Annotated in this window: 34 protein-coding genes; all 34 read left to right on the plus strand. The window is 55.8% G+C overall.

The genetic code is table 11. From position 1 onward, the window contains the following. Nucleotides 1–384 precede the first annotated feature (384 nt). The 34 genes from B5G03_RS16170 to B5G03_RS16315 all read left to right on the plus strand — a co-directional run bounded on the left by B5G03_RS16170 (nt 385) and on the right by B5G03_RS16315 (nt 25,585). Nucleotides 385–708: a hypothetical protein gene (locus tag B5G03_RS16170; protein WP_087182703.1), complete on the plus strand. Its 324-nt coding sequence runs from the start codon at nt 385–387 to the stop codon at nt 706–708. A gap of 1 nt (nt 709) precedes the next feature. After that, a complete protein-coding gene (locus B5G03_RS16175; RefSeq protein ID WP_087182704.1) occupies nt 710–3,052 on the plus strand; it encodes a hypothetical protein in 2,343 nt (780 codons plus the stop codon). After that, entirely contained in the window at nt 3,045–3,611 is a 567-nt protein-coding gene (locus tag B5G03_RS16180; RefSeq protein WP_087182705.1) for a hypothetical protein, read from the plus strand. Before B5G03_RS16175 ends, B5G03_RS16180 begins: the two co-directional genes overlap by 8 nt. A 5-nt stretch (nt 3,612–3,616) precedes the next feature. After that, on the plus strand, nt 3,617–3,973 hold the full coding sequence (locus B5G03_RS16185) for a hypothetical protein (protein WP_087182706.1): 357 nt from the start codon (nt 3,617–3,619) through the stop codon (nt 3,971–3,973). Further along, entirely contained in the window at nt 3,966–4,895 is a 930-nt protein-coding gene (locus B5G03_RS16190; RefSeq protein WP_242962510.1) for an AAA family ATPase, read from the plus strand. Before B5G03_RS16185 ends, B5G03_RS16190 begins: the two co-directional genes overlap by 8 nt. Continuing rightward, complete coding sequence (locus B5G03_RS17205; protein ID WP_140401729.1) at nt 4,867–5,316, plus strand: hypothetical protein; 450 nt, start codon at nt 4,867–4,869, stop codon at nt 5,314–5,316. The genes B5G03_RS16190 and B5G03_RS17205 overlap by 29 nt, the downstream gene beginning before the upstream one ends. Beyond that, nucleotides 5,313–6,722, plus strand: coding sequence for a DEAD/DEAH box helicase (locus tag B5G03_RS16195; RefSeq protein ID WP_162613444.1), 1,410 nt, complete (start codon nt 5,313–5,315; stop codon nt 6,720–6,722). The genes B5G03_RS17205 and B5G03_RS16195 overlap by 4 nt, the downstream gene beginning before the upstream one ends. Further along, nucleotides 6,719–7,234 (plus strand): hypothetical protein, encoded by a 516-nt coding sequence (locus B5G03_RS16200; RefSeq protein WP_087182708.1) that lies wholly within the window; start codon nt 6,719–6,721, stop codon nt 7,232–7,234. The genes B5G03_RS16195 and B5G03_RS16200 overlap by 4 nt, the downstream gene beginning before the upstream one ends. Before the next feature lie 24 nt (nt 7,235–7,258). Continuing rightward, nucleotides 7,259–9,616 carry a phage/plasmid primase, P4 family gene (locus tag B5G03_RS16205; protein ID WP_087182709.1) on the plus strand — a complete coding sequence of 786 codons (2,358 nt, stop codon included), beginning with the start codon at nt 7,259–7,261 and terminating at the stop codon, nt 9,614–9,616. Between the two features lie 147 nt (nt 9,617–9,763). Next, a complete protein-coding gene (locus B5G03_RS16210; protein WP_140401730.1) occupies nt 9,764–10,093 on the plus strand; it encodes a zinc ribbon domain-containing protein in 330 nt (109 codons plus the stop codon). Continuing rightward, on the plus strand, nt 10,093–10,398 hold the full coding sequence (locus B5G03_RS17210) for a hypothetical protein (RefSeq protein WP_140401731.1): 306 nt from the start codon (nt 10,093–10,095) through the stop codon (nt 10,396–10,398). Before B5G03_RS16210 ends, B5G03_RS17210 begins: the two co-directional genes overlap by 1 nt. Nucleotides 10,399–10,445: 47 nt before the next feature. Then, nucleotides 10,446–10,862, plus strand: a complete 417-nt coding sequence (locus tag B5G03_RS16215) for a hypothetical protein (protein ID WP_087182711.1) — start codon at nt 10,446–10,448, stop codon at nt 10,860–10,862. After that, nucleotides 10,855–11,112 (plus strand): hypothetical protein, encoded by a 258-nt coding sequence (locus tag B5G03_RS16220; RefSeq protein ID WP_087182712.1) that lies wholly within the window; start codon nt 10,855–10,857, stop codon nt 11,110–11,112. Before B5G03_RS16215 ends, B5G03_RS16220 begins: the two co-directional genes overlap by 8 nt. Continuing rightward, nucleotides 11,072–11,317: a hypothetical protein gene (locus B5G03_RS17215; RefSeq protein ID WP_140401732.1), complete on the plus strand. Its 246-nt coding sequence runs from the start codon at nt 11,072–11,074 to the stop codon at nt 11,315–11,317. Before B5G03_RS16220 ends, B5G03_RS17215 begins: the two co-directional genes overlap by 41 nt. Before the next feature lie 10 nt (nt 11,318–11,327). Beyond that, nucleotides 11,328–11,774, plus strand: coding sequence for a hypothetical protein (locus B5G03_RS16225; RefSeq protein ID WP_087182713.1), 447 nt, complete (start codon nt 11,328–11,330; stop codon nt 11,772–11,774). 296 nt (nt 11,775–12,070) lie between these two features. Then, nucleotides 12,071–12,478, plus strand: a complete 408-nt coding sequence (locus B5G03_RS16230) for a terminase small subunit (RefSeq protein ID WP_087182714.1) — start codon at nt 12,071–12,073, stop codon at nt 12,476–12,478. Next, on the plus strand, nt 12,459–13,709 hold the full coding sequence (locus tag B5G03_RS16235; protein WP_087182715.1) for a PBSX family phage terminase large subunit: 1,251 nt from the start codon (nt 12,459–12,461) through the stop codon (nt 13,707–13,709). Before B5G03_RS16230 ends, B5G03_RS16235 begins: the two co-directional genes overlap by 20 nt. Continuing rightward, nucleotides 13,706–13,921, plus strand: coding sequence for a hypothetical protein (locus tag B5G03_RS16240; RefSeq protein WP_087182716.1), 216 nt, complete (start codon nt 13,706–13,708; stop codon nt 13,919–13,921). The genes B5G03_RS16235 and B5G03_RS16240 overlap by 4 nt, the downstream gene beginning before the upstream one ends. Continuing rightward, nucleotides 13,918–15,291, plus strand: coding sequence for a hypothetical protein (locus tag B5G03_RS16245; RefSeq protein ID WP_087182717.1), 1,374 nt, complete (start codon nt 13,918–13,920; stop codon nt 15,289–15,291). The genes B5G03_RS16240 and B5G03_RS16245 overlap by 4 nt, the downstream gene beginning before the upstream one ends. Nucleotides 15,292–15,305: 14 nt before the next feature. Next, nucleotides 15,306–16,841, plus strand: a complete 1,536-nt coding sequence (locus tag B5G03_RS16250) for a phage minor capsid protein (RefSeq protein WP_087182718.1) — start codon at nt 15,306–15,308, stop codon at nt 16,839–16,841. Next, nucleotides 16,825–17,028 carry a hypothetical protein gene (locus tag B5G03_RS16255; protein WP_087182719.1) on the plus strand — a complete coding sequence of 68 codons (204 nt, stop codon included), beginning with the start codon at nt 16,825–16,827 and terminating at the stop codon, nt 17,026–17,028. The genes B5G03_RS16250 and B5G03_RS16255 overlap by 17 nt, the downstream gene beginning before the upstream one ends. Nucleotides 17,029–17,294: 266 nt before the next feature. After that, a complete protein-coding gene (locus B5G03_RS16260; RefSeq protein ID WP_087182720.1) occupies nt 17,295–17,852 on the plus strand; it encodes a phage scaffolding protein in 558 nt (185 codons plus the stop codon). 25 nt (nt 17,853–17,877) lie between these two features. Then, entirely contained in the window at nt 17,878–18,756 is an 879-nt protein-coding gene (locus tag B5G03_RS16265) for a hypothetical protein (protein WP_087182721.1), read from the plus strand. 13 nt (nt 18,757–18,769) lie between these two features. Beyond that, nucleotides 18,770–18,940: a hypothetical protein gene (locus B5G03_RS17475; RefSeq protein WP_162613445.1), complete on the plus strand. Its 171-nt coding sequence runs from the start codon at nt 18,770–18,772 to the stop codon at nt 18,938–18,940. Next, on the plus strand, nt 18,930–19,208 hold the full coding sequence (locus tag B5G03_RS17660; protein ID WP_206423646.1) for a hypothetical protein: 279 nt from the start codon (nt 18,930–18,932) through the stop codon (nt 19,206–19,208). Before B5G03_RS17475 ends, B5G03_RS17660 begins: the two co-directional genes overlap by 11 nt. A 14-nt stretch (nt 19,209–19,222) precedes the next feature. After that, nucleotides 19,223–19,582, plus strand: a complete 360-nt coding sequence (locus tag B5G03_RS16275; RefSeq protein ID WP_087182723.1) for a head-tail connector protein — start codon at nt 19,223–19,225, stop codon at nt 19,580–19,582. A 1-nt stretch (nt 19,583) separates the two neighbouring features. Further along, the gene (locus tag B5G03_RS16280) at nt 19,584–20,024 is read left to right on the plus strand and encodes a hypothetical protein (protein WP_087182724.1); all 441 of its coding nucleotides are present in this window, start codon (nt 19,584–19,586) and stop codon (nt 20,022–20,024) included. A gap of 1 nt (nt 20,025) precedes the next feature. Then, on the plus strand, nt 20,026–20,490 hold the full coding sequence (locus tag B5G03_RS16285; protein WP_140401733.1) for a minor capsid protein: 465 nt from the start codon (nt 20,026–20,028) through the stop codon (nt 20,488–20,490). 3 nt (nt 20,491–20,493) lie between these two features. Then, a complete protein-coding gene (locus B5G03_RS16290; protein ID WP_087182726.1) occupies nt 20,494–20,949 on the plus strand; it encodes a hypothetical protein in 456 nt (151 codons plus the stop codon). Further along, complete coding sequence (locus B5G03_RS16295) at nt 20,949–21,449, plus strand: hypothetical protein (RefSeq protein ID WP_087182727.1); 501 nt, start codon at nt 20,949–20,951, stop codon at nt 21,447–21,449. Before B5G03_RS16290 ends, B5G03_RS16295 begins: the two co-directional genes overlap by 1 nt. A gap of 58 nt (nt 21,450–21,507) precedes the next feature. Then, the gene (locus tag B5G03_RS16300; RefSeq protein ID WP_087182728.1) at nt 21,508–21,972 is read left to right on the plus strand and encodes a hypothetical protein; all 465 of its coding nucleotides are present in this window, start codon (nt 21,508–21,510) and stop codon (nt 21,970–21,972) included. Then, the gene (locus B5G03_RS16305; RefSeq protein WP_087182729.1) at nt 21,972–22,535 is read left to right on the plus strand and encodes a Gp15 family bacteriophage protein; all 564 of its coding nucleotides are present in this window, start codon (nt 21,972–21,974) and stop codon (nt 22,533–22,535) included. Before B5G03_RS16300 ends, B5G03_RS16305 begins: the two co-directional genes overlap by 1 nt. Nucleotides 22,536–22,545: 10 nt before the next feature. Then, nucleotides 22,546–25,158, plus strand: coding sequence for a phage tail protein (locus tag B5G03_RS16310; protein ID WP_087182730.1), 2,613 nt, complete (start codon nt 22,546–22,548; stop codon nt 25,156–25,158). Then, nucleotides 25,148–25,585, plus strand: coding sequence for a hypothetical protein (locus tag B5G03_RS16315; RefSeq protein ID WP_242962512.1), 438 nt, complete (start codon nt 25,148–25,150; stop codon nt 25,583–25,585). The genes B5G03_RS16310 and B5G03_RS16315 overlap by 11 nt, the downstream gene beginning before the upstream one ends. Nucleotides 25,586–25,686: the final 101 nt, after the last annotated feature.

A 25,686-nucleotide genomic window follows, 5' to 3' on the forward strand; every position in this document is an offset into this window, starting at 1 on the left:
TTACGCTCTTCTTTGTTGTCTGATGTTCCTTTAGTTAAAACGGGCATTTTTTCTGTTCGACGCTCGTGCTAGATTCGCCCACAAGCATAGCTTGTGGTTCTTTATATGAGAAAAAGAAAGCGCCCAGCTGTTGCAGCAGCTGGACGCCAGAAACCCCTTGCGGGGTGCCTCGAAGAGCACCCCCATTGTAACATGCTTGGCATGGATTTTGCAAACCCTGATCGGCACAGCTCAGGTCGCCGCTTTCGGTGCGGTCGTGTGGCTGGGGTGTGGAGGCATCGAGTGGCTTTACCACAAAGCCCCTGCGCTGACAGTGTTTGCGCTTTTCGTATTGCTTGTGGCTCTGGTGAGCCGTGAACTGATTCATCAATGGAGGGATTGAGTATGTATGCAATTAAATTGACCCCGGGGATGGACCCGGAGATTGTGGAGCTGAGCAACGGCGTACAGGCTGAACTGGCCGGGGCTCCGTATGCCATGAGCATTGACCCGGCGGGCCTGTTCTTCGCCTTCGTGGACGAAGAGATACAGGAGTGCTTCGCTGGAGAGGGCTATTATTTCTGCCGGGCGACCGGTGAACACCTGTACGGGACCGTGATCGTGACCCGCCACGATTACCAGATGAATCCTTGTAGCATCCATGAGGAAGACGTCGGCCGGGTACTTGGGCTGCTGGAAGAGCATGACGCATGGGAGGAGGCCTGCTGATATGGCCACTATCTACATCTGCAAATGCGGGCGTCGAGTGCGCAAGAGCACCAACGCCGACAACACCGGAAACCGCGACACCGCCGGATGCAGAGGCTGCCCGTACCTGCTGCCCTGGGGGCCTACCCAGTGGGACGCCGCCCGCCACGCTATGGTGACCGATGTCAAAGGCTACGAATGCAGGATGTCACCGTCCTTGGACTATGCCACCTACTACCAGGGCGGCGGCGAAGATAAATGTGTGCTGCACATCTACAGCCTGGATTATGACTTCCTGGACCGGGTGACCGCTTGGGCAGCCAAGCAATTTCCCGACAAGGAAATCAGCTGCAGCTTTGACCGCAGCAAGATCCGCGCCACCGAGTTTATCGGCGGGCTTTATGGCATGTCCGTTTACCCGATGCAGAACAAGAAGGGCATGGCCGCGAAGGCTGCTCTGATCGAACGCTTCTTTGGTCCAGACGGGCACCGGCTGGATAAAAACCCCGAAGAGGAAAAAGCCCATATCCTGGCCGCCATCGAGGCGGGCAAGGCGAAGGCTCAGGAAAGGAAAGAGAACATGGATTACATCATCAGCAAACATGAGGCCACCGGCCGCCTGTATGCATATTACAAGGGCTCGTTTTGGTTTTGGGATAGCCATATACAGAGGTGGCTGCTCAGCCAGTTCGCCGAGGACCTCTACCAAGAGGAACGCCCCAAGAGATGGAATTTTGAGCGAGAGCACTTTTTGGCTCAGACTTCCGACTTCCACCAGCTCGATGATTATGAGGTGCCTTCTCGCTGCATCGAAGCTTTGCTCCAGTGCAATCCCAAGGCTGCCAATAAGGAAAACCTTATCGATTCGCCCTGCGCTTCTTCGGAGGCAGGTGAGGACACAAATGTCCCTACCTCTTCGGCTGCTGCCACTGCTGCGGCAGAGGAAACTGTGGCCGCCCCGAAACCGTCGGATTTGGCCAGTATGATGGCGGTGTCTGCTGCAAAGACCAACGCAGAAGTGGTCGATGCCACAAACAAAGTAGCTGCTTCGTCCAATTTGCCGGACGTGTGCCGCGATTGTCAGTGCGCGACCTGCGGAAATGAGGGTTGCGCATCCCATTGCTGGGAGAACCCGAGGGAAGTCGGTGACTGCGAGATTACGGGTCCCGCTGGCGATGCCTGCAGGGATTATCGACCGAAGGAGGATGTTCAATGCCAGAAAGAAAATGCCCCGAGTGCGGCTGCTGCTGCGACGTTGGACGAGAGTGCTGCCCGGATGTGCGAGGGCCCGGACGAGGAAACACGGACCACCCCGGCGGCTGCAAGTGGCGCGGCGCTGGAATCTCTCCATGCGCAATCTGCACTCCCGCAAAACGCACCCGCACAGGATATTGCAGCGGATGCCCCCTCCGCCCAGGCTTTTGATTATTCCGGACTGGATGCTGAAACTGCCGAACGGCTGCAAAACCTGGCTCGCCGGGCTATGGAAGCGAAGCAGCGGTATGTGCTGGACCTGATGGAGGTCGTGACGGAGGCTCACCGGGAGCTCGTCGCACGGTGCGACAAGCAGAACAACCAGCACAGTGAAAACACCTTCCGCGCCTGGTGCGCCAGCATCGGCGTGGGCAAAGATACCGCATACCGGCTTTTGCAGGTGCAGGCTCTTATGGACGGCAGCACTCCGGAAGAGCAGGAGGCGCTGGCCGATGCGCCTGTCAAGCTGCTCTATGCCGCCGCCAAACCTTCGGCCCCCGCCGAGCTGGTGCAGGCCGTGAAGGATGGCGACATCACTACACATAAGCAGTTCAAGGAGCTGGAGGCCAAGCTGAAAGCAGAGCGCGAGGCCCGAGAGAAGGCGGAGCGTGAGGCAGAGGATTTCAAGAAGAGGTCCGAGGATGCCCACAAGGCTGCCAATACTTATCACTGCCAGTACGAAGAGGCGAACGCACAAAAAAACGCCCTTCTGGACAAGCAGGGAGCGTATATTTACCAGGTTACCGCCGCGGAGCAGCGGGCCGAGGAGGCCGAGCGTCGCGCCCGGGCAGCTGAAGAAGATGCGGCCGAAAAGGATAAGCGTATCCGGGAGCTGGAAACCGGCCGGCCGCAGACCATAGAAGCGACGGTGGTGGAACGCATCAGAATGCCTGAGATGGCGGAAGAGGATGCAGCGGAGCTGACAACCAATCTGGCGGCCAGCGTTACCACAGTACAAAGGTCCTTTTTTATGGCTGCGGCTGCAATGGCTCCCCAAGTAAAAGCGCGATGTGCAAACACCTTGTGGGATACTGTGAATGAATTAGCCACACTGCTGGCAGCATCTGCAAATCCCAGCTATGAAGAAGAGGAGGCGACACCTTTTGATTAACGCAAAAAAACTGGTTCGGGAAATGAAAACCGCATATAAAGGAGGTGGCTTGAAAATCTGGCGGCAGGAGTGGGCCGTTCAGGATTATCTGGGCATCAGCAGTGGTTATTGGCTGCTGTTGATCCCAATGTCGGCCGCACCGGGACCGGTGCTGGGTCTCATCACAGAGTGGCTTCGGGCACTTCCGGTAATCGGTCAGGGATGGCTTCTGGTGAAAGATCGCGAAGCAGAGCGGCTGACAGCTGATACCTGGCCGGATCTTGAAAAAGCATATCCTTTGCGAGATGCGTACTGGCGCTCCCAAATGGATATGCGGCCAACGAACCTGCAGGTGGATGGCTATGCAGCGTTCCAGCGCAGAGACGGCAGGATCGAACTTTTTGCAGTGGATCAGCTGCAGATCATTGGAACCGAATTGAATATGGGTCTCTGTGAAGAGGATGGCCGCTTTGCCATGTGGAAGGACAGCGAGACAGGCGTCCGATTTTTAATCGCTCCGAGGCACGTAATGCAGACGGAAGAGCTGGAGCATCTGGCCCAGTTCGATTTCTGGAGGTGATCTAAGTGCTGACTGCACAAGAACGGGATGTGCTGCAGCAGGGTATGCAGGTATACTCGCCGACAGAGATAGAAGACTTCTGTATCGTCCGAGGCACTATGTTGATATGGAATCTGTCCGTATTTGAGGATTTGCTCCATGAGCTGAAATCGGGGAATCCGGTTGATAAGAACCGCGTGGTGTATCAATTGAACACCATCTCCAAAATGATCGGGAAACTGATGCTGGAACTTCAGTGGTTCGGTTTGTTGATCGAAGGGCCGGATCTGGATCCGGCAGTGAGTCAGGGCCGGGCGGAACTCCTGAAATCAATTGGGCACAGTTGTTCCTGGGAAATGAGGGAAAAGTACTATTATGAATGAGATGCAAAGTTTATTTAAGCCGGCTCACCGGCAAAAAGCAAAGCTGCGCATGGCACTGGCGGGCGTGAGCGGTGGAGGCAAAACGCTGGGAGCTCTGTACATCGCCTATGGCATCACTGGTGATTGGAGCCGTGTGGCGCTGATCGATACAGAGAGAGAACGTGCCCGCCTGTATGCAGAGCGCAGTGATCTGCCGTATCCTACGGGATCTTTTCTGCATGCAACGCTGGACCCGCCGTACAGCGTGGAACGCTACAAAATGTATGTGCAGGCGGCAGCCCAGGCAGTTGGGCCGCAGGGGGTGGTTATCATCGACAGCCTTAGTCCTGCATGGAACAATGAGGGGGGTGTACTGGATTACAAAGAGCAGGTGGCCGCTCAGAGGGGAAAGAACAGCTACACGGCCTGGAATGAGGCAGGCCAGCTGCAGAATAGCCTGGTGAACACCATCCTGTCGGTGCCCTGCCACACCATTGCGACTCTGCGGGTCAAAACCGAGTACGCGCTGGAAACCAATGATCGCGGGAAACAGCAGCCGGTTAAGCTGGGCCTTGCTCCGGTCCAGAGGGATGACATGGAGTATGAGTTCGACATCGTGCTGAACATCGGAAGAGACCACACTGCCACTGCCAGCAAGGACGTGACATTCCTGGATCAGTTTGGACAAGTGATTACGCCGGAGCTGGGAGAGCGTTTGATCGGGTGGCTGGATCAGGGGCAGGACCCGCCGAAGCGGTATTACTGTGAGGACTGTGGCCAGCGGATCATGGACAGTCCAAAAGCCACCGCGGAAAGACGTGCCCAGGTAACCAAGGAAGAGTTTGGCAGGCAGCTGTGTGAGCATTGCACCCGCATTGCCTATGCCCGCCGCAAAAGGGAGGAGGCGGAACGCAATGATTCCGGCGAACCGGCGCAAAATTGAGAAAAATGCTCTACAGCAGCGCCGCCGGAGGCGGGGCGCAGAGTGGGAAAACGATCTGCTGGAAGAGCTGAATCAAATGCCCCAAGGATGGGCCTGCGGTTTACCCAAAAACTGGGCTGGGCAGCCGTACGACATTTCTGCCATGATCCAAGGTCAGGGACTGGCCATCGAGTGCAAGCGAATCGAGCGGGGCAAGCTGGGCTATAGTGCGTTCACACAGAATGAGCGAGAACACCTGACCCGCTATGAGGATGCCGGCGGGATGGCGCTGGTGGCCATCTACAGGGACAGCGATCAGCGGCGGGCCTTCGTTCCGTGGTATTCTGTCCGAAATGATATTCTGGGTGGAATTCGAGGAAGCATTGATCCGATGGCCTACCCGGAAGATCTGGCAGACGTATGGGAGGTGATGCACCCATGATGATTGTAATGGATGGACAGCTCCACATAACGGACATGCCACCGGATCTGTATAGCCAGGTTACGAGGGAGCTGACAGTGCCCAATCCGGACTATCTGAATGCCCTGCGCATGGGGCGGCCCCTGTACGGAATTCAGAAAAACATTTTGCTGTTTGAGGTGCAGAACAATGAGCTGCTCTTGCCCAGAGGAATGATCATGCGGCTCTGGGGCCGTAGGCCGAAAGGCACTGTTTGTCAGGATCGCACTCACACTGGGGAACCGGTGGATTTCCCGCGATGCAGTATTCAGTTGCGGGGATATCAGGAAAAAGTGTGCAGCACTGTGCTGGCAAATGCTATTCCACAGGGGGTGATTTTGGCTCCTTGCGGGAGTGGAAAAACAGAAATGGGCCTATACTTGGTGGCAATGCGCCGGCAGCCTGCTCTGTGGATCACCCACACAAGGGATCTGCTGGATCAAACGGTGGAGCGAGCGCGTGATCGTCTTGGTCTGCAGCCTGGGGAATTGGGGGTGTTGGCCGGTGGTGAGCGACGGATTGGAAGCCACCTTACCGTGGCAACGGTTCAGACCCTGTACCACATGGAGCTGGACGAACTGGCTATGATATTTGGAACAGTGATCGTGGATGAGTGCCATCGGGTGGTAAATAATCCCCAGAAAGCAAGCATGTTCACTCGGGTGCTGTCGGGTCTGCCGGCAAAATACCGCTATGGCCTGACAGCCAGCGACCACCGGGGCGATGGTCTGGAGGACACCATATTTCAGGTGCTGGGCGAGAGGATTGCCGCAGTAGACCCGGAAGAGCTGAAAGAAGGGGGAAATACGGTTATCCCGATGGTGCAGCCAGTCTACACCGACTTTACGTATCATCCCGCCCCAAAAGAAACGCGAATTGATCCAAGCCGGCTGCTGAAGTATATCGGCAAAGATGAAGATCGGCGATCGGTTGTCCTTCGGTATCTGACCAGGGAATTACGTGCCGGGCACAGCTGTATTTGCCTGGCACAAAGCCTGGAAATTCTGGAGAAGCTCCAGGTGGCCCTGGATAAGGCAGGACTGCCCAGTGAGTACATTTGCGGTGGAACCAGAAAAGACCATCGAACAGCAGCGATCCGGAATATGAGGGAGGGGCGTGCGCACTGTTTGCTGGCCACCTATCAGCTGGCCAAGGAAGGATTGGACATCCCGAGGGCGGACCGGCTCTTTCTGGTCAGCTCCGTCCGTGATCGGGTGACCATACAACAAAGCGTGGGCCGCATTATGCGTCCGGCGCCAGATAAGGCGGATGCGGTAGTGTATGACTTTGTGGATTACAAAGTTCCCCAATGCCGTGCCCAGTACAATGCCAGAAAACGGGTTTACCAAGACCTGCAAGCACAAATTGAAAAGGAGATCAAAGCATGATGAACAGTATGGATTTTGAATCGATGTTGGGAAATATGGACGTTGCGTATGAGAGTGCTACTCCTCAGGATAGTGGTCACCTGCCGGATGGCCGCTACAATGCGATCCTGAAGGAAGCCAGTCTCAAAGAAGGGAAAAACGGTCTGCGGCTGCTGTGCAGCTATGTTGTCACGGATGGCCAGTATGCGGGCCGCTTGATTTTCGACGGGCAGAATATCAGCCCTGAAAGCCTGGGTTACTTTAAGTCCTTTCTTGAGAAATTAGGGATCAATCTGACACGGCTCTCGGCTTTGCCCAAAAGCCTGCCCATGTTCAGTGGCCGGATGGTGACGCTGCGGCTTGTCACCAGTCGAAAGAACAATGCGGAATATCAGAATGCGTATCTGGACAAGTTCATCGGCATGGGAAATCTGGCAGACTATACCCGTGCGCGCAATGCTTCGGCACAAACCGGCCCGGTGGATTCGGATGGCTTTACCGTCATTGAGGAAGAAGATCTGCCCTTCAACTAATTTGGAAAACAGGAGGACCCGCCAATGGAGCAGCGGAGAATACCAGAAAGCATACGTCAGGCGCGCCGGTGGGTCTGTTATGACGCGCAAAAGAATCCCATCAACCCGGTGACCGGTGGCAATGCAATGTCAAATAATCCGGGAACATGGGCCAGTTATGAGCAGGCAGCCGAGGCGGTAACTCGTCTCGGCTGCCGGGGCCTGGGATTTATGCTGGGCGATGGTTTCAGCGGCATTGACATTGACCACTGTATTGACCCAAATACAGGAGAAATCAGCCAGCTGGCCCAGGATGTAATGGCTGAAATGGACAGCTACACCGAAAAGAGTCCAAGTGGCACTGGTATCCACATCCTTTGGCGTGGGGAAAAGCCGGATGGGGCCTGTAAAGTGTCCGCCTTGGGACTGGAAATGTATTCTCGATACCGATATTTTACGGTAACGGGGGAGCAGGTGGGCGAGCAATGCGAGCTTCAGCACCGCACCGAGGAAGCAGCCCGGGTACATAAAAAATATATGGCCCGGGAAAAAGCGCAGGTAACAACACCCCCTACCCGGCCGGTAGTTCAACTGGATGATCAGGAGATTCTGCAAAAAGCAAAAACGAGCAAAGACGGGGAAAGATTCCAAGCACTGATGGCTGGCCACTGGGAAGGATATTACGCCAGCCAATCGGAGGCGGATCTTGGACTATGCAATTTGCTGGCCTTTTGGTTTGGCTGCGACAAAAGCCGGATGGATGCGGTATTTCGGGCATCCGGTCTGTTCCGGCCGAAATGGGATGAGAAGCGAGGTGGAAAGACGTATGGCCAGATCACGGTGGATCGGGCCGTGGAAGATTGTCAGGATGTGTATGAGCCGAGGCCGGCTATGGGAACCTTTGAGGATGCTCAGACCTTCTTTGCAAAGAGGGAGATGCCGGTGCAATCGGCCCCTGCTCCAGGAAAGAAGGTATACAGCCTGGACGATACAGGAAACGCCAGGCGCTTTGCTGATCTTTATGGCGATCGGGTGAGGTACAACCCTATTGACCGATGCTGGCTGATCTGGAATGGGCGGATCTGGGCGAAGGATGATACCATGCAAGTCAAGCTTCTATGTGACAAGATGCTGGATGATATGGAGCGTTCCCTGTTTGGCACCCATGATATGGGGAATGCAGAAGCTATGCGCAAACATATTGCAAAAAGCCGGTCCAGCCGTGCAAAAGAAGCACTCATCAAAGAGTCGCAGCACCTGCCCGGCGTCCCAGTCCTGCCGGGTCAGTTGGATCGGAATCGCGGTCTGCTGAATGTGGAAAATGGCATCGTGGATCTGTCACGGCAGCGTCTGATCGAGCATGATCGGGGGAGATATATCACCCGGATGGCTGGGGTCAGCTATGATGAATCAGCGGATTGTCCGGTCTGGCGAGCATTTATCCGCAGTGTTACCGGTGGAGATGACAGCTTGGCACAATACCTGCAGGTGATGGTGGGATATATGTTGAGTGGCTCGGTTCGTGAGCAATGTTTATTTTTTCTCTTCGGGGATGGAAGCAATGGCAAGAGTACTTTTTTGGATGCCATCAGTGAAATGTTTGGCACCTATGCAATGAATACTCAAAGTGAAACCATAACCAGCCAAAAACATTCTGGCGGCGCCCGAAGTGACATTGCCCGGCTGAAAGGTGCACGGCTCGTGACGGTCTCCGAAAGCGAGGAAGGTGCCAGCTTGGACGAAAGCCTTGTGAAGCAGCTCACCGGCGGAGATACTATTACCGCTCGGTTCCTTTATGGCAAAGAATTTGAGTTCCGGCCGGAATTTAAAATAATAATGGCCACGAATCACAAGCCGAAAATCAAGGGAACCGATACCGGTATCTGGCGGCGCATCCGGCTTGTTCCATTTACACAAAATATTCCAGAGGATAAACAGGATTTACAGCTGCCTGAGAAGCTCCGGGCAGAAATGCCGGGGATTCTCAATTGGGCACTGGAAGGGCTGCGCATGTGGCTTGTAAATAGCGAAAACGGCAAGCGCAGAGGATTGCCCAGGTGCCAGGCCGTCCTGGATGCAACCAAGGAATACCGTACTGAGCAGGATCGGCTTACCATGTTTTTGGAGGACTGTGTTTATGATGCCGCTGGGCGAAGTCTGCAGGCGGGAATCTTTTATCGGATCTATCAGAAGTGGTGTGACGAAAACGGCGAGCGGTACCCGATGAACAGTACCAAATTCGGTCGGGAGGTAAGCAAGCTGTATGAGAAACGCCAAACCATGCGCTTCGCAGAGTACAAAGACATCGCATTGACCGAGGATGGCCGGAAATATCTCGCCTGGGTTACAGGTGTTCCGGAGATTCCCAAAAAGCAGCGGGACTGTGAACAGATGCGGATGTGAAAAATGCGATTATGGTGGGTTATGGTGGGTTTGGACCGTTTGGGAAAAGTTTTCTATATTATATTTTTTCTCTCCCTATAGGGACTTTTCTATTTTGCCTTCAACTCGCCATAACCCACCATGGAAAGGAAAAGGTAGGTGAAAATAATGACCGAATGGCAGAGGGTAACGGCCGTATCCAGAGAATCCGTCATTGATCGCCTGAGAGCAATGAGCGAAGTCCTGCCGGAAGGAAGTTTCGGCCGGACGGCATTGTCTTGGGCAGCAGATGATATGGAAAAGCAGATTCCTGCTCAGACAAAATATGGTGGTCGGGCATGGCGCTGCCCAATATGCAACGCTGTGGTTCGGCCTATGGAGAATCATTGCAGCCACTGCGGGAAGCGCCTGGAGTGGCCTGTAGCCGGGGAAATGCCGGCTGATGAAAACCAGTCGTACAGAGAGTGTTTTATGAGTAAATTCATGGGGGTGCGGTGATGGCTGATTATATCGACCGTGAAAACTACTGCAAAAGTATTTGCCGCTGCTCCCGCGACAAGTGCGACAAGGATAAATGCCCGCTTTGGGCTGCTCCAGCTGCCGATGTGCGTGAAGTGGTGCGCGGAAAGTGGGTGTACGATGAAAACGCAACCGATTGGGGGATCGGGGGGTATGTTTGCAGCGAGTGCAAAAACAAAAACAACAATTTACCTTGCAACAGAGTAAAGTCGGTGCGCATGTTTTCGGGTGCAAAGTTTTGCCCAAACTGTGGCGCTGAAATGAGAGGTGAAGGCAATGTATGATTTTGAGCGCAGCGCCCTGATGAATCGGTTGAAAGGGGGGAAGAAACGTGCCAATAAAGAACTATACCACTAAGGTGCCGGCGCTCCAGAGCGTGGCCGAGATCGTAGGGGCGCTGGCAGCGCATGGGGCTACCAAGATTCAGCAAGATTATGATTCTGTGTTCATCGCATTTATGATCGAGACCCCAGCAGGTCCGAGGGGGTTCAGGCTCCCCAGCAATACAGACAAGGTGACAGCGGTACTTGCAAGGCAAAAGGTTCGAGTGGACAGCGCCCAGGCTGAGCGCATTGCTTGGCGCATTCTGCGAGACTGGGTGATAGCGCAGATGGCGATCCTGGAGACAGAGATGGTAGCCATGGATGAAATCATGCTGCCCTACATGCTGGATGGACAGGGGAACACGGCCTACGAATTGTACCAAGGTCGGCGGTTGCTGATTGGCGAGGAGGTGGACCGTGAATAGAGCATGCTTAATCCATGAACTCAACCACCTGAAAGTGCAGACCGGCAGTCTGGCCTGCATGGGTTGCCAGCACGAGGACAACTGCGGTATCAAGGGTTGCGCCCTGATTCGGGCGGCAATAGAGCAGCTGGAAGTGATCCAGGGCTTTGAGGAATGGTTGCAGGAACAAGCGACAAGCGATAAAAATCAAGCGATGGGAGATGATCCGGATGAAAGTACGCAAAAGACTGCCGGAGAACGGCTTCCGTGATGTCAGAAACCTGACGCTCGGCCGCGAGGTGCTGGTCCACCGTTTCACGCCCTGCTATCGGGACGACTGGCGGCCCAGGATCCCCGACAAAGGCGTTCTTGAGGCCGTGGACCCGAAAGGATGCTGGGCACTGGTACGTTTCACGGTCGCGGGTGGGAGCTATCTCGAATGCTTCTTTCCGAGCGAGATTTTGAAAATAGGATAAGGAGGACCCCATGGAGCCGGTGACAAAGGAGCGGCTGGCCCGCTACATAAGCCTGAAAAAAGAGAACGAGAACCGGCTGGAGCGGCTGGCCAGAATGAAGAGCAACGCTGAAATGCCTGCTCAGAGGGACCCTGACGGCTCCAAGCGCACCGGCTCCAGTGGGGAGAGAATGGCCCGGGCTATCGAGGCCTACATGGAGTACGAGGAGCAGATCGGACCGCTGGTGGATGCGAATCGCCGGGAGATGGCAGAGATTGAGGCGGCCGTGGCCGCTCTGCCTGACCCTCTGGAGCGCGAGGTGCTGCGGCTGCGGTATATGGATGGGGAGCACTGCAGAATGCTTTCCTGGAGAGAGGTTGCGCTGCGTGTGTATGATGACGACGACAAGAAATATGTGGATTCTGCTATGCGTGTACACAGAGTGGCCTTAGAGGCTTTAAAATCGCGCGTAAAATGAGGTGGATTGAGGTGGATTGCAGATGGCTTTCCGTGCTATCATAAGACCATCGAAAAGCGCACGATGCGCTGATCGATAACGGCTCTGGGCATGATGAGCCACGTACCCTCCTTTACCCGCGCTGGCAGGCCGCGGGCCGAGTAGTCTGCCAAACACAATACCCCGACCGGGAACGACCTGGCCGGGGTGTTTTTATGCCAATCTGGCCCGCACGAGGGTCCGATCGGAACGAGTGGCCGGCATAGGAGACGCCGGCGGGTGGGTTTGGGGATTTTTTACAGAGAGGAGGGCGGTGTGTGGCACGGCCACTAAAATACAAAACGGTGGACGAGCTACAGTCCGCCATAGACGAATACTTTAAGGCTTGCGAGGGTCGACCGTTGCTTAATGAAGATGGCAGTCCTATGCTGATCAAAGGGGTGCCTATTATGGTGGATGCAAAGCCGCCAACAGTGACCGGTTTGGCTCTGGCGCTGGGTTTTACTGGGCGTAAGCAGCTGTTGGATTACCAGGGACGCAAGGCGTTTTGTAACACGATACTGCGCGCGAAGAGCCGTTGCGAAGAATATGCCGAAGGGAGACTCTATGATCGTGACGGATCCCGTGGCGCACAGTTTTCCTTGCGCTGCAATTTTGGTTGGGATGATAAACCGGAACAGACAAGCACAGAAGGAGTGACCATTATTGACGACATCCCTGAGTAAGATCATCAGCCCGGGGCTGTACGATGTTCACCGGGCTATCAGACAGGGCGGTGTCAACGAAGTGGTTCTTCCGGGTGGACGCGGCAGCACAAAGAGCAGTTTTGCCAGCGTAGAGCTGATTCTTCTGCTTTTGCGGCATCCGGATTGTCATGCGGTGGTGCTGCGCAAAGTGGCCAATACCCTGCGCAACAGCGTGTTTGCACAGATTTCCTGGGCGATATCAGAACTGGGGTTGAGTTCTCAGTTCGAGCTTACGGTAAGCCCAATGAGGGCCATCTACAAGAAGACCGGGCAGCAGATCAACTTCTTCGGTCTGGATGATCCGGGAAAAATCAAATCCGTCAAGATGACCTTCGGTTATATCGGTCTGGTCTGGTTCGAGGAGCTGGATCAGTACGATGGACCGGAGGAGATCCGCAATGTGGAGCAGTCGCTTTTTCGCGGCGGCTCTTTTTCTTTTGCAATCAAGAGCTTCAACCCTCCGGCAATGGCCCGTAACTGGGCCAACCGATATGCGCTGGAGCAGCGTCCAGGGAAGCTGGTCTACCGGTCGGATTACCGCAGCGTTCCGCCCCACTGGCTGGGGCCTCGCTTCTTGGCGGATGCCGAGCACCTGCAGGCCACAAACGAAACCGCATATCGCCACGAGTATCTGGGCGAGGTGGTGGGCAGCGGAACGCAGGTCTTTGAAAATCTGAATCTAACGGCCATCACTGATGAGGAGATTGCCCGGATGGAGCGGCGCTACCATGGCGTCGACTGGGGCTGGTACCCGGACCCTTGGGCCTTTAATAGCTGCGGCTACGACGCCGCCAGAAAGGTTTTGTATATCTGGGATGAATCTACTCGCCGACGCACTTCAAACGCAGATACGGCCCAAATCCTGTTGGATAAGGGCGTGTGTCAGGAGGATGGCCGTGAAGAGTATCTGACAGCAGATTCCGCGGAGGAAAAGAGCTGTGGTGATTATCGCGCACTGGGCCTGCCCTGCCGGGGAGCAGAAAAAGGCCCGGGCAGCGTGAAGGCGGGCATGAAGTGGCTGCAGAGCCTTGCGGAGATCCGCATCGATCCGGCCCGCTGCCCGGATACTGCCAAGGAATTCAGCGAGTATGAATATGAGAAGGATAAGAAGACCGGCGAGGTGCTGGAAGGTTACCCGGATGTGGATAACCACCACATCGATGCGGTGCGCTACGCGATGAGCCGGATATGGAAGAGGAGGGGCGCATGATCAAGAGATTTTACACCTGGCTTAGGCTGCGTTTCCTGCCTGAGTGGGCGCGCCGGCAGCTGATGGAAGAAAACCAGAGGCTGGTGCGGCAGTTGGTGGAGCTGCAGCAGGAAAACCAGCGGCTGGAAAGCTACATCGAAGGGATGCAGGATGGACTGCGGCGTCAGCGCCGTGTGATTATCTACAACCAGGGCGAGGGGGTGAGCCGGTGAGCTTCTTTGGAGCGCTTTTGAATAACAAGGTCTATCATTTTGAGCAGGCTTATCCGGGGGCTAAGGATTGCACCTCTGCTGCCATGAGAACGGCTATCGAGGATTGGTTCCGCCTCTATTTCGACCGGGATGTGACTGACGAGGAGGACCCTTGCCAGCGGCTGCCCTACACGGTGGTGAGCAAGCTGAGCCGAACGTGCTTTGCGGAATACGAAGCAGCGGCCAGCGAAAAGCAGCCATTTGTGATTGGTGTGCTGGATAGTCTGGAATCGGTGCGCAAAAAGGCGATGCAGCTGGCCATGATCGGCGGCGAGGCATGGCTGAAACCGGTGCCGGGTCCTACCGATTTTTCCTTCACTGTAATGCGTCGGGATATGGTCACGGTGTTGGGCCGGGGACCGGACGGCGAGGTCACCGCACTGGGCAGCGCTGAGCTGACCACGGAAAACGGCAAATTCTACACGCTGTTGGAACGACGCAGCCTGGATGAAGCAGGCCAGCTGGTGATTGAGAATAAACTCTTTTGCAGCTGGGATGGCCAGAGTATTGGTACTCAGGTAGGGCTTACCGCTCTGCCGCAATATGCCGCGTTGGAACCGGTGGCGGTGGTAGGCGATGTTGGCGGCATCGGTCTCGTGGGCCTTAAGGTGCCCTTGGAGAACTGTGTGGATGGCAGCGCAGATCCGGTGAGCGTTTATGCTGCGGCAACGGGGCTGATTCATAACATCAACCGAAACGAGAGACAGCTCAGCCGGGAGTTCGACCACGGCGAGAGCCGGGTGTTCGCATCGGCGGATCTGCTGGACAAGCGTAAGAACGGCCGCCCGGTGCTGCCGCCCGGCCTCTTCGTGGGCATCGACGATGATATCGCCAACACCGGCGTCACTGTGTTTGCCCCTGCCCTGCGGCAGGAGAGTTTTCTGGCCCGCAAGCGGGAATACCTGCGCAACGTTGAGAGCCTGATCGGCTTAAAGCGGGGCATTCTGGGCGAGGTGGAGGCTGCCCAGCGCACTGCCACCGAGGTAACCAGCAGCCAGGGCGACTACAGTCTTACCATTCAGGATCTGCAGCAGATGTGGGAATCAGCTGTGCGGCGCACAGTGGTGCTGTGTGGCAAACTGGGCAAACTGTACCGAGTCCCCGGCGCTTTCGAACCGGACCCGGAAAGGGCGGTGTGCATTGACTGGGGCAACGGCGTTCTGTATGACAAGGACAAAGAATGGGCCGAGACCATGCAGCTGGTGAGCGCAGGAATGCTCAAACCGGAAATCGCTTTGGCTTGGAAATACGGCCTGCCCTGGGAGACTGCTGGTGATCTACAGAAGGTGCGCGAGAAATACATGCCTGAGCTGGACTCCATGCTGGAATAAGGGGGGTGTAGGCCGTGGCTCTGACCCCGGAACAGATTGCAGGTTATCAGGCAGCGGCGGAGGAGATCGCGCAGCCGGTTATCGAGTGGCTGCTGAAGGACATCGTTGAGCGGGTCCTGGAAGCCGGTAAGATGACCAGCACTGCTGCCTATGAGGCATATCGGGCCGAGGCGCTGGGGCTGTCCCGGAAAGACTTGGAGAAATACCTGAAAGCCCAGCTGAGGATTACCAAAAAGCAGGCTGAGCAGCTGCTTTCGAGCGCTGCAGAATTTGCGCAAAAGGATGATTATGCTCGTGTAGGGGTATGGGCCACCGAAGCAGATGCCGGGAGTCTGCTGCAGCTGACTGAGGCTGCTGTAAAGCTGGCCGGGGAGCAGCTGGAGAATATTACTCAGACCATGGGAATGGTTTCTCCCGCCACAGGTAAGCCTCTGCCGTTGCAGGGCGTGTATCGGGAGTGCATGGACGAGGCATTCAAGCTGGTGGCCACAGGCGCCACCAGCGCCAGCGAGGCGGCCAGACAGGCAACCCGCAAGCTGGCCGGGCGCGGTATTGTGACCATCGACTATGCCAGCGGCATCAGCACAGAACTGGGAGCAGCTGTACGGCGAAACCTGATGGGCGGCATGGGTCTGCTGGTGGAGCAGGTTACCCAACAGAACCATGATGTGCTGGGCTGCAACGGCTGGGAGATCAGTGCCCACGCCAACAGCGCCCCGGACCACGAGCCGATCCAGGGCCAACAGTACAGTGATGCAGAGTTCCAGCGTCTGAATGGCAACCTCGCGCGGCGCATCGGTACGCTGAACTGCGGCCATGTGGCTTTCCCCATCTTGCTTGGGATAAACAGCCCGCAGTATACAGATGCGGAGCTGGAAGCCTTCCGGCAGGACAATGCCCGGGGCGTTACTTACGAGGGCCGGCATATGACCGGCTACGAGGCTACCCAGTACCAAAACCGTATCGAGCGGAATATCCGCACCCAGAAGCAGCGTGTGCTGATGAGCGAAGCGGCCGGGGATGAGTCGCAGCTGCTCACCGACCGGATCAAGCTGGCCCGACTGAATCAGGAGTATGCCCGATTCAATAAGGCCATGGGGTTCAAGAGCAGGGCAGAACGGCTGGAGGTTGTAGGGTGGAGCCGCCGGCAGGCTGGGAAAGCGAGGGCTGCGGCAAGATCCTACACAAAAGAGCGGGAACGTGCTATACTGATAGAAAAGCTACGCTCCGCCGGAAATCTGCCGAAGTCTGCACAGATTCATTTGACGCCAACGCCCATTGACGTGGAATCGTTGGGATTCGATGATGCCCATGTGAACCAGAAGAGATGTCACCATGTCAGCGAGCTCGAAGCCAAACAATATATTCAGGATGCTGCTGTTTCCGTCACTGTTTGGGGCGGAAAGTTTGAGAGGTACTTCAGTGAGCGCGGTGCGGCTTATGTAAACACGGCGGAGAATTTTATCCGAACTGCTTATTCTGCCGAAGAGTTCGATGAGAATATGCAGGCGCTGATAAAGGAGTTGAAAGCAAATGGCCTTCTTGGGTAACGTTGAGTACAAGCCGGATTCGAATGGAGTTGCAGAATATGTAAAGTGTCCTTTGGTGGATGATTGGATTGAACCGGTAGATTGTATGGAAAACCAGGATGTCAAAGAGGAATATATTCCTGCTCGTTTTAAGGCAAAGTCTGATTGGAAAGAAATCTGCATCTCTTGTCCGTTCCGGGATTATTGACTGAAATTCAACTTTTGATAACGAAAAAGTGGAATTCGATTTCAAAAATCAGGCTTTTCAACGCTTTTGCAAAGTTGAAATATCATTTAAGGCTCACCGCCCACTTGGGCGGCGGGCCTTTTTCTATGCCTGCATCCGGCCGCATGAGGCCGGGGCGGGCTATTTTTATACTCAAAATACCCCCGGCCCGGGGGACTATAAGCAGGGCACCGCAGTAGGGGGACTGGCCCCACAAAAAGGACAGCGGAATCAAGGAAGGAGACCCTATGTTGGAATGGCTGAAGGAGATCCTGGGTGATAGCTACACCGAGGAGATCGACAAAAAGGTAAGCGCCGAAATCGGCAAGGCCTTTGTGGCCAAGGTGGATTTTGACGCCAAGAACACCGAGAACAAGACCCTGAAGGGGCAGCTGACTGAGGCAAACAAGAAGATCCAGACCTTCGAGAGCATGGATATCGAAGCGGTGCGCCGGGAAGCTGCCGACTGGAAGCAGAAAGCCGAGCAGGCTGCGAAGGATGCGGCGGCACAGGTGGAGGCTGTACGCTTCGATGCGCAGCTGGATTCCGCCATTGGTAAGGCCAAGGGCCGCAATGCAAAGGCCATCAAGGCGCTGCTGGATGTGGATGCCCTGCGGGCCAGCAAGGACCCGGACAAGGACATTTCCGCCGCGCTGGAGCAGCTGGCCAAGGACAGTGATTACCTGTTCGATACCGGCAACCCGCCCCCGCCCTATGCTGGCGGTACCGGCGGGAGTCCTGCCGGCGGCGATTCGGACGCTGCGCTGCGTGCGGCGTTTGGCCTGCCGCCGGTCGAAAACAAGTGATTTTTTGAAAGAGAGGTAAGAAAATATGGCAAACACTATTGAACTGGCGAAAAAGTACATCCCCATTCTGGACGAGGTATACAAAAATGCCTCCCTGACCGCCAAGCTGGATGGCGATTCCAATCTGGTACAGCAGGGTGCCAACGCCAACGAGCTGATCATCCCCATGCTGGATATGCAGGGCTTGGGCGACTACGACCGCAATAGCGGTTATGTGTCCGGCGATGTGACCATGACCAACGAGACTGTGAAGTGCAACTTTGACCGTGGTCGCATGTTCACCGTGGACACCATGGACAACGAGGAAACCGCTGGTCTTGCCTTCGGCCGTTTGGCCAGCGAGTTCATCCGCACCAAGGTGGTGCCTGAGCTGGACGCCTTCCGCTTCGCCAGTTACTGCGGCAAGAGCGGTATCACCAAGAAGGAAGAAACCCTGAACGATGGTGCTGCCGTTCTGGCTGCTCTGCGGGTGGCTACCACCGCCATGGATGAGGCGGAGGTGCCCATGGAGGACCGCCATCTCTTCATCACCCCCACCCTGGACGGCATGATCGCCGATCTGGACACCACCAAGAGCCGGGAGATTCTGGCTCGCTTCACCACCAAGACTCTGGTCCCCCAGACTCGCTTCTACACTGCCATCGATCAGAAGGACGGCCACACCGGCGGGCAGGAAGCCGGCGGTTATACTAAGGCTTCTTCCGGCGGTGCCGATCTGAACTTCATGGTCATCCACAAGCCGGCCCTGATCCAGTTCGAGAAGCATGTGGCTCCCAAGATCGTAACTCCTGAGCAGAATCAGGATGCGGATGCCTACAAGTACGGCTACCGCAACGTGGGTATTGCCGATGTCTACAAGAACAAGCTGGCTGGCGTGTACGCAAGCCACAAATCCGCTGGTTGATGGAGGTGCGCATATGGGCAGAATTGTAGGCTACCTGGTACCCAAGAAACCGGCCGAAAAGAAGCAGGAGACAGAGAAGCCCGCTGTGGATACCAACGTTGCGGACATCCCCGCTGCGGATATCTCCGCTGCAGAGAGTCCGGCCTCGAGGGGATCCAAGAAGAAGGTGCAGAATGATGCGTAAAATCGACGAGCGACTGCTGGACCCTCGCAGCGAGGTTGAGATTGCAGAGAATTTCAACCGCGTGCTTGCGCTGGTTGATGAAGCCAGTGGGGCGGAAGGCCCCGCTGGTCCACAGGGGGACCCGGGTCCCAAAGGCGATCCTGGTGTTGGCATCAAGACCATCACTGGCAGCATCGATGGCAGCAATAAGCTGACCTTGACCATTACCCTGACGAATGAGACCACGCAAACGGTCGAGGGGACGCTTACCCCGCCTGCTGCGGGTTAAGGAGGTGTGGCGCGGTGGTTGAATTTGCGTTTTACCGGGATGTATATGGCGGTGACAGTGTGCCGGAAGGAGAGTTCCGGGCGTATGCCCGAGACGCTTCGGCTCATCTGGAACGCTACAAGCGCATCTATTCTGTAACGCCCACGGCCGAAAACAGCGAACAGATGGCCCTGTGTGCCATGATCGATGCGCTGTATTATTTCGACTGGGCGCGAAACGGCGGTGCGGCGGCCAGCGTGAGCGTTGGCAGCGTGAGCAGCAGCCGGGCGCAAGGTGCGCAGCCGGACCTGAATCCGGCAGCCCAAAGCCGTGAGCTCTTCCGCTGCGCCGGCCTGTATCTGGATATTTTCCGTGGCCCAAAAGGGGGAATTTGACATGCTGCGTGTAAGACCCGGCCCGCCGGTGGATTACAGTCTGTGCAACCAGATCGTCACGCTATACCATGCAGATTTGAAAAATGGCTTTCAATGCACCCGAACACTGTTTCGCGGTGCATTTTTTGACGCCAAGAAGGTGCAAACCGTGGACAAAATCGGCAGGCAGGAGGCAAACAGTTTCCTGCTTGTTCTTCCGTCCGGGTGGGACGGCCGTCCGGTGTGGGTGGATGTGGCAGCGGCGCAGCCTCTTGGCACAGACCAACCAGTGTTTTCTTTGGCGGCCGGGGACAAGGTGTTTCTGGGCGATGGCCCGGAGATTTCTGATCTGACGGACTGGGGGAAATTTATCCCGGCCAGTGTGCCGGGGCTGGTTGTGGTCAAGGACGTGGATGTGAAATACTGGCGCGGGGCAGTTTGCCATATCGAGGCGGGTGGTTGATGTGGCAAACAAAAAGAGGCTTTTCCGACTTCCGGACGGGACAGTGGCATATCTGGAGATGCACAGTGTCCAGCAGATTCTGAAGGACAAAGGGCTTGATTCCAGCGGTGATGTGCAGGTGTTTCACACCCAGAACGTGCTGCGGCGCATTGTGAAGTACATGCCGTATCAGAGCGGTATGACCATCAAGGTGACGGCGGCGCAGACCAATATCCGAAAGCCCTTGATTGTCACGGATACACCTTCCGCACGATTTCTCTTCAACGGTAAGCTTATGGTCAGCGATGTGACCGGAAGCCCCTGGGCACGCAAGGGGGAAACCAAACATGTGGTGAATCGTCCGCTGGACTACACCAAAACCAAAAATCCGAAAGCAGGCCCCTTCTGGGATCGCGCACTTTCCACGGCCGAAGGACCTGCGATGGCCGCGGATTTGCAGCGGTATATCAAACAAAAGGGGGGCTAAACGATGGATCAGAAAAGCGATCTGGACCGGCTGCGGGAGTGGCTGGGGACCTATCCCGGGTATGATCTGGCCGCCAACATGCTGGTGGACTATCTGGACAGCATCCCGGGCAGCAAAAGCCTGCGGCCGGGTGGGCTGGTGGAGATCAGCCGCAATGAGGATATCCTTGGCAATGTGACTGTGAGCAACCAGTATAACTTCGGCTTGTATATTGCGGTGGCGAAAAGCCCTGGGGATGGTGCGGGCGCGGCCTATAATGCTGACTGGGTGCTGGATTTCCAGCGCTGGGTCCAGCAGCAGAGCATTACGCACAGGGCCCCTACCTTTGGCAATATCGATCAACAACAGGAGCGCATCAAGGCACAGAACGGCGAACTGTACGACACTGACCAGGATGGAGTTGGGCTCTACATCGTGGCTTTGAGCGCGGAATTCAAAGAAAAGTATGAGGTGATCTGATGGCAAAAATCGAACGAAAGTATATGGCCCACTATATCGATGCGGCACTCCCGGGCGCACGGGAGGGCAGCCCCAACTATGTGCGGCTGGGCAAGGATCTGGAGGAATACAGCCCTGAGCTGAGCGCCAACGTGGAGAAAAAGCAGAACATCCTGGGCGAAAGCAGCATCATGCTGACCAGCTATGAGAAGAGCGGCAGCGTAGAGCCTTACTACGCGGAGAAAGATGATCCTCTTTTTGCTCGGCTGCAGGGCATCATTGATGAGTGCAAGATTCTGGATGATTGCAATACCACTGTGGTGGAGGTGCATCTGTGGGAGGAGGCAGATCCGGAAAAAGGCTATCCTGCGGTAAAGGACGATGCGGTAATCGAGGTGAGCAGCTACGGCGGCGATTCCACCGGTTACCAGATCCCCTTCAACCTGCATTACAGCGGAAAGCCTGTGAAGGGTCATTTTAAGGTGGATACCAAAACCTTCACTGTGGGCGAAGAAGAGTAAGCATACACCCGGCCGGAAAGCGTGTCACCGGCCGGGTCACTTTGTATAGGAGGTCAGTATGGCAAAACAGAAATTGAGCATCGACACCGGTGTACAGGAGTTCGAAATCAACGGCAGCGGTGTGCTGCGTTTCAATCCCAGTGATCCCAATGTGTATAACCGGTTTACGGAGATGCTGGAAAAGGTCCAGGTCGTGGAAAATGAGCTGGTGGAGCTGGCCGGCCAGCTCCCGAAAGAGGATAACGGCGTTGCAGCTCTTTCGCTGTTGGCGGAAGCTGATCGGAAGACTAAAGCCGCTCTGCAGGAGGCATTCGGCCAGGAAAACGACTTTGACCAGCTGTTGGGCGGTGTGAACCTTATGGCGGTGGCCGACAACGGCGAGCGTGTGGTAACCAACCTGTTGGATGCGCTGCGGCCCATTGTTCAGGAGGGTGCCAGCCGCTTCTACTCGGATAAGGCAAACGCAGCCGTGGCGAAGGCTCAGGCGAACCGTAAAGCCCGGCGTGCGGCCGGCCATAAATAATGGACCGCTGGAGCCTGCCGGAAGCACTGGAGGTTCAGGGCCGACAATATGCCATAAATGCCGACTTCCGGGATGTGCTGGAGGTCATCCGCTGGCTGAACAATCCGGATGAGGATGAGCGGGTGCGGTATTTCGTGGCTCTGAAACTGTTTTTTGAGGATTGGGACAGCATCCCCCAGAAGGACCAGGAAGAGGCGGCCCGCCAGATGATGATCTTCATCGCGGGCGGCGTGGAAGATACCAGCCCATCTGGCCCCCGTTTGATCGACTGGGAGCAGGATCAAGGAATGATTGTGGCAGATGTGAACAAGGTGGCCGGGTGCGAGATCCGGGCCCTGCCCTTCGTGCACTGGTGGACCTTCCTTGCCTGGTTCGGGGCCATCGGCGAGGGTCAGCTGTCCACAGTGGTGAGCATCCGGGACAAGCGGCGCCGGGGCAAAAAGCTGGAAGGCTGGGAAAAGGAGTATTACCAGCAGCACAAAGCAGAGGTAGACCTGCGGCCCCGCTACACTGCGGAAGAGCTGGCCGAGCAGGAGCGCCTGAAAAAACTGTTGGGAGAGTGAGGCGATGTAATTGGCAGACGGTAAGGTAACAATCAGTACGGCGCTGGACAATGAAGGTATTGAAAAGGATGGCAAAAAAGTAGAGCAGAGCGCCAAAAAAACTGCGATGCAGCTGGCTGCCGAATACCGTAAAGCTGGCATGAGCCAGTCCGAGGCTCTCAAAAAAGCCTGGTCCGAAATAGAAAGAACCACCAATCGAAGTGCGAAAAGGTCTGGAGATGCAATTCGCAAGAACATGGGCGGGGCTACGCAGTCGGTTGTGGGTGCATTAGGCGGGTTAAATGCTGTTGTAGGAAGAATTATGGGCACTCTTGGTTTGGCTTTTGGTGCCTATCAATTAGTGCAGTTTGGTGCTGCCTGTATCCAGCTGGGCAGCGATGTGGCCGAGGTGCAAAACGTTGTAGATGTTTCCTTCGGAGGCATGGCCTACAAGATGGAGGAGTTCGCCGACACTGCGATCACCAGCTTCGGCATGAGTGAGCTAGCGGCCAAAAAGACCGGCAGCACCTATATGGCCATGGCAAAGGGCATGGGCGTTGCAGATGAGGCTGCCAGCGATATGGCCATCGCTCTGACTGGCTTGTCCGGCGATGTGGCCAGCTTCTTCAACCTCAGTCAGGAGGATGCGGCGTACAAGCTGCGGAGCATCTTCACCGGTGAAACTGAGGCATTGAAGGACCTGGGCGTGGTCATGACGCAGGCAAACCTGCAGCAGTATGCTATGGCCAACGGGATGAACAGCAATATCCAGGCTATGAGCCAGGCCGAGCGAGTTGCACTGCAATACAGTTTTGTGATGAATTCGCTGAAGCTGGCTCAAGGCGACTTCCTGCGTACGCAGGACAGCTGGGCCAACCAGACTCGTATTCTGTCCATGCAGTGGCAGCAGTTTATGAGCATCATCGGTCAGGCTCTTACTACGGTGCTTCTGCCGGTGGTCAAAATGCTCAATACCATTGTGGCCGCCCTCATCAATATGGCCAACGCATTCAATGCGGTGATTACGTCCATTTTTGGAGGCGCGCAGAAGCAGATCCAGGAAACTGGCGCGGCCATTGAGGGAGCAAATGCTGGAATCGCATCCAGCGCAGGAGCCGCGGCAGCGGGTGAGCAAGAGCTGGCCGACGGCACCAAAGCGGCAGCCAAAGCAGCCAAGACCGCGACCGCGAGCATCGACGAACTGAACGTGCTGCAGCAGGATACCGGCTCAGCTGGTTCTGGCGGATCGTCCGCCAGTGGTGGTACAGGAGGTGTGGCAAACCTTGTACCTGAAGCAGCGGTGGACGAAGCACAGGAAGTACCGCCGATTCTGGAAAAAATTAAGCAGTTAATCGCACAGATCGGGCAACTCTTTGCGCCCAGCATCGCCGCTTGGAGTAAGGCCTTCGATCAGCTGTCCCGAGCGGCAAAAAGTTCCTGGGGCATTATCCAAGGGAGCGCGCTGGAATTGTGGGATACTGCTCTGCGCCCGCTGGGTGAGTACATTCTGGGAGATTTTATCCCCAGCGTGACGAATGCTTTTTCAGAGACATTTGCGCCGATATTCGCGGACGTCGGCAGTCTGATCATGGAGCAGTTCGCTTTGCAGTTCCAATGGGCGTGTAATCTCATTGGAGATTTGATCAATTCCTTCCTAATGCCGTTGTTTGGTTTTCTGCAGCAGGTCATCCAGGATATGTTTACCGGCATCAAAGGGGCATGGGATGTATATGGCCAGCCGATTCTGGATGGCCTTGCTTTGGGATTCCAGTCTGTAAGAGATATCCTCTCCGATGTCTACTACAACCTGGTAAAGCCTGTGCTCGAAGAAATCATGCAGCAGATTGACTGGTTGTGGAGTGAACACTTGAAGCCCTTGTGGGACAATCTGATGGAGTTCTTTGGAGCTTTTGCCGAGATGGTCTTGGCAATATGGAACGAATATATTTTCCCGTGGGTTCAACAGATGGTGGATATCTTCGCGCCGATTCTTTCCGAAGCGATTAAGTTCGTGGTGGATGCATTTGCCACGGCTTTTGCGAGGATCAGCGATACTGTAAGCGCAGTGATTCGCATTCTGAAAGGCCTTTGTGAATTTGTGACTGGTGTTTTCACCGGGGACTGGGAAAAGGCCTGGAATGGTATCAAGGACATCTTCGGTGGTGTCTGGGATGGCATTGTGGGAGTGCTAAAAGGCGCGGTGAATACGGTGATTGATATGATCAATGCTGTGCTGCGCGCGGTGGCGCTGGGTGTGAACGCGATTATCGATAAAATCAATGCGCTCAGTTTCACAGTGCCTGACTGGGTGCAGGAAATTGGTGGCGAAACTATCGGATTCAACTTTGCGAAGTTCGATCCTCCACAGATCCCGAAACTGGCCAAGGGCGCGGTTCTTCCGGCCAACAATCCGTTTCTGGCTGTGGTGGGTGACCAGCGGCGAGGAACCAACGTGGAGGCACCGCTGGAAACCATCACCCAGGCTGTTATTGCAGCACTATCCCAGCTGGGCGGCGCACAGGAGCTTACCGCCAGCCAGCCTATTGAGGTCAAGCTGGACGGCCAAGTACTGTACCGCGCTATGGCGAAGATCGAAGCCAACCGGGGCGCAAAGATCGGAGGTGCGTTCGCAAATGCCTATTAATTTGAAGGAAGCCACCGGTTTTTTGTACCTAGGCACCAGTCCGGAGACCAGCAGGGAGAACCATAGCATCGCGGTCCCTTACCCGGATCAGGGCAAAGCACCGTTTACCACCAGCCGTCTGGTGGATTCGGCGCGCAACGCCCAGGGTACTATGGTGGGCCGGATGATCGGCCGCAGCCTGGACAAGCAGGAGATGGGATGGAGCACCATCTCCTGTGCACTCTGGTGGGAGATGAACCGCTGGTTTGAGGACAATCACTTCACCTTCTACTGCCACTATTTTAACTTCAACACGGGGCGCTGGCTGACCCGTATGATGTACATCTCCGATGTGAAGGTGTCACCGGAAATCATCGACCCGGGAACGGGAGAACCGGCCTTCCTGCGGGATGCAAGCGTGAACGTTATCGATTGCGGGGTGATCTGATGCAGCAGGTAAGCGATGCCTACCGGCAGGAGATGACAAAGCCGGTGCTGGGCGCGGCAAAGCTGGCCGTGACCCTGAGCGTTGTGGACGAGGACGCAGCC

It is taken from the genome of Gemmiger sp. An50 (assembly GCF_002161595.1).
Lineage (GTDB): Bacteria > Bacillota > Clostridia > Oscillospirales > Ruminococcaceae > Allofournierella.

What these genes read in the sequence shown, in the direction of transcription:
- B5G03_RS16170 (WP_087182703.1), top strand. Translation starts at nt 385, where the DNA reads ATGTATGCAATTAAATTGACCCCGGGGATGGACCCGGAGATTGTGGAG.
- B5G03_RS16175 (WP_087182704.1), top strand. Translation starts at nt 710, where the DNA reads ATGGCCACTATCTACATCTGCAAATGCGGGCGTCGAGTGCGCAAGAGC.
- B5G03_RS16190 (WP_242962510.1), top strand. Translation starts at nt 3,966, where the DNA reads ATGAATGAGATGCAAAGTTTATTTAAGCCGGCTCACCGGCAAAAAGCA.
- B5G03_RS17205 (WP_140401729.1), top strand. Translation starts at nt 4,867, where the DNA reads ATGATTCCGGCGAACCGGCGCAAAATTGAGAAAAATGCTCTACAGCAG.
- B5G03_RS16195 (WP_162613444.1), top strand. Translation starts at nt 5,313, where the DNA reads ATGATGATTGTAATGGATGGACAGCTCCACATAACGGACATGCCACCG.
- B5G03_RS16200 (WP_087182708.1), top strand. Translation starts at nt 6,719, where the DNA reads ATGATGAACAGTATGGATTTTGAATCGATGTTGGGAAATATGGACGTT.
- B5G03_RS16205 (WP_087182709.1), top strand. Translation starts at nt 7,259, where the DNA reads ATGGAGCAGCGGAGAATACCAGAAAGCATACGTCAGGCGCGCCGGTGG.
- B5G03_RS16210 (WP_140401730.1), top strand. Translation starts at nt 9,764, where the DNA reads ATGACCGAATGGCAGAGGGTAACGGCCGTATCCAGAGAATCCGTCATT.
- B5G03_RS17210 (WP_140401731.1), top strand. Translation starts at nt 10,093, where the DNA reads ATGGCTGATTATATCGACCGTGAAAACTACTGCAAAAGTATTTGCCGC.
- B5G03_RS17215 (WP_140401732.1), top strand. Translation starts at nt 11,072, where the DNA reads ATGAAAGTACGCAAAAGACTGCCGGAGAACGGCTTCCGTGATGTCAGA.
- B5G03_RS16225 (WP_087182713.1), top strand. Translation starts at nt 11,328, where the DNA reads ATGGAGCCGGTGACAAAGGAGCGGCTGGCCCGCTACATAAGCCTGAAA.
- B5G03_RS16240 (WP_087182716.1), top strand. Translation starts at nt 13,706, where the DNA reads ATGATCAAGAGATTTTACACCTGGCTTAGGCTGCGTTTCCTGCCTGAG.
- B5G03_RS16255 (WP_087182719.1), top strand. Translation starts at nt 16,825, where the DNA reads ATGGCCTTCTTGGGTAACGTTGAGTACAAGCCGGATTCGAATGGAGTT.
- B5G03_RS16260 (WP_087182720.1), top strand. Translation starts at nt 17,295, where the DNA reads ATGTTGGAATGGCTGAAGGAGATCCTGGGTGATAGCTACACCGAGGAG.
- B5G03_RS16265 (WP_087182721.1), top strand. Translation starts at nt 17,878, where the DNA reads ATGGCAAACACTATTGAACTGGCGAAAAAGTACATCCCCATTCTGGAC.
- B5G03_RS17475 (WP_162613445.1), top strand. Translation starts at nt 18,770, where the DNA reads ATGGGCAGAATTGTAGGCTACCTGGTACCCAAGAAACCGGCCGAAAAG.
- B5G03_RS17660 (WP_206423646.1), top strand. Translation starts at nt 18,930, where the DNA reads ATGATGCGTAAAATCGACGAGCGACTGCTGGACCCTCGCAGCGAGGTT.
- B5G03_RS16280 (WP_087182724.1), top strand. Translation starts at nt 19,584, where the DNA reads ATGCTGCGTGTAAGACCCGGCCCGCCGGTGGATTACAGTCTGTGCAAC.
- B5G03_RS16290 (WP_087182726.1), top strand. Translation starts at nt 20,494, where the DNA reads ATGGATCAGAAAAGCGATCTGGACCGGCTGCGGGAGTGGCTGGGGACC.
- B5G03_RS16295 (WP_087182727.1), top strand. Translation starts at nt 20,949, where the DNA reads ATGGCAAAAATCGAACGAAAGTATATGGCCCACTATATCGATGCGGCA.
- B5G03_RS16300 (WP_087182728.1), top strand. Translation starts at nt 21,508, where the DNA reads ATGGCAAAACAGAAATTGAGCATCGACACCGGTGTACAGGAGTTCGAA.
- B5G03_RS16305 (WP_087182729.1), top strand. Translation starts at nt 21,972, where the DNA reads ATGGACCGCTGGAGCCTGCCGGAAGCACTGGAGGTTCAGGGCCGACAA.
- B5G03_RS16315 (WP_242962512.1), top strand. Translation starts at nt 25,148, where the DNA reads ATGCCTATTAATTTGAAGGAAGCCACCGGTTTTTTGTACCTAGGCACC.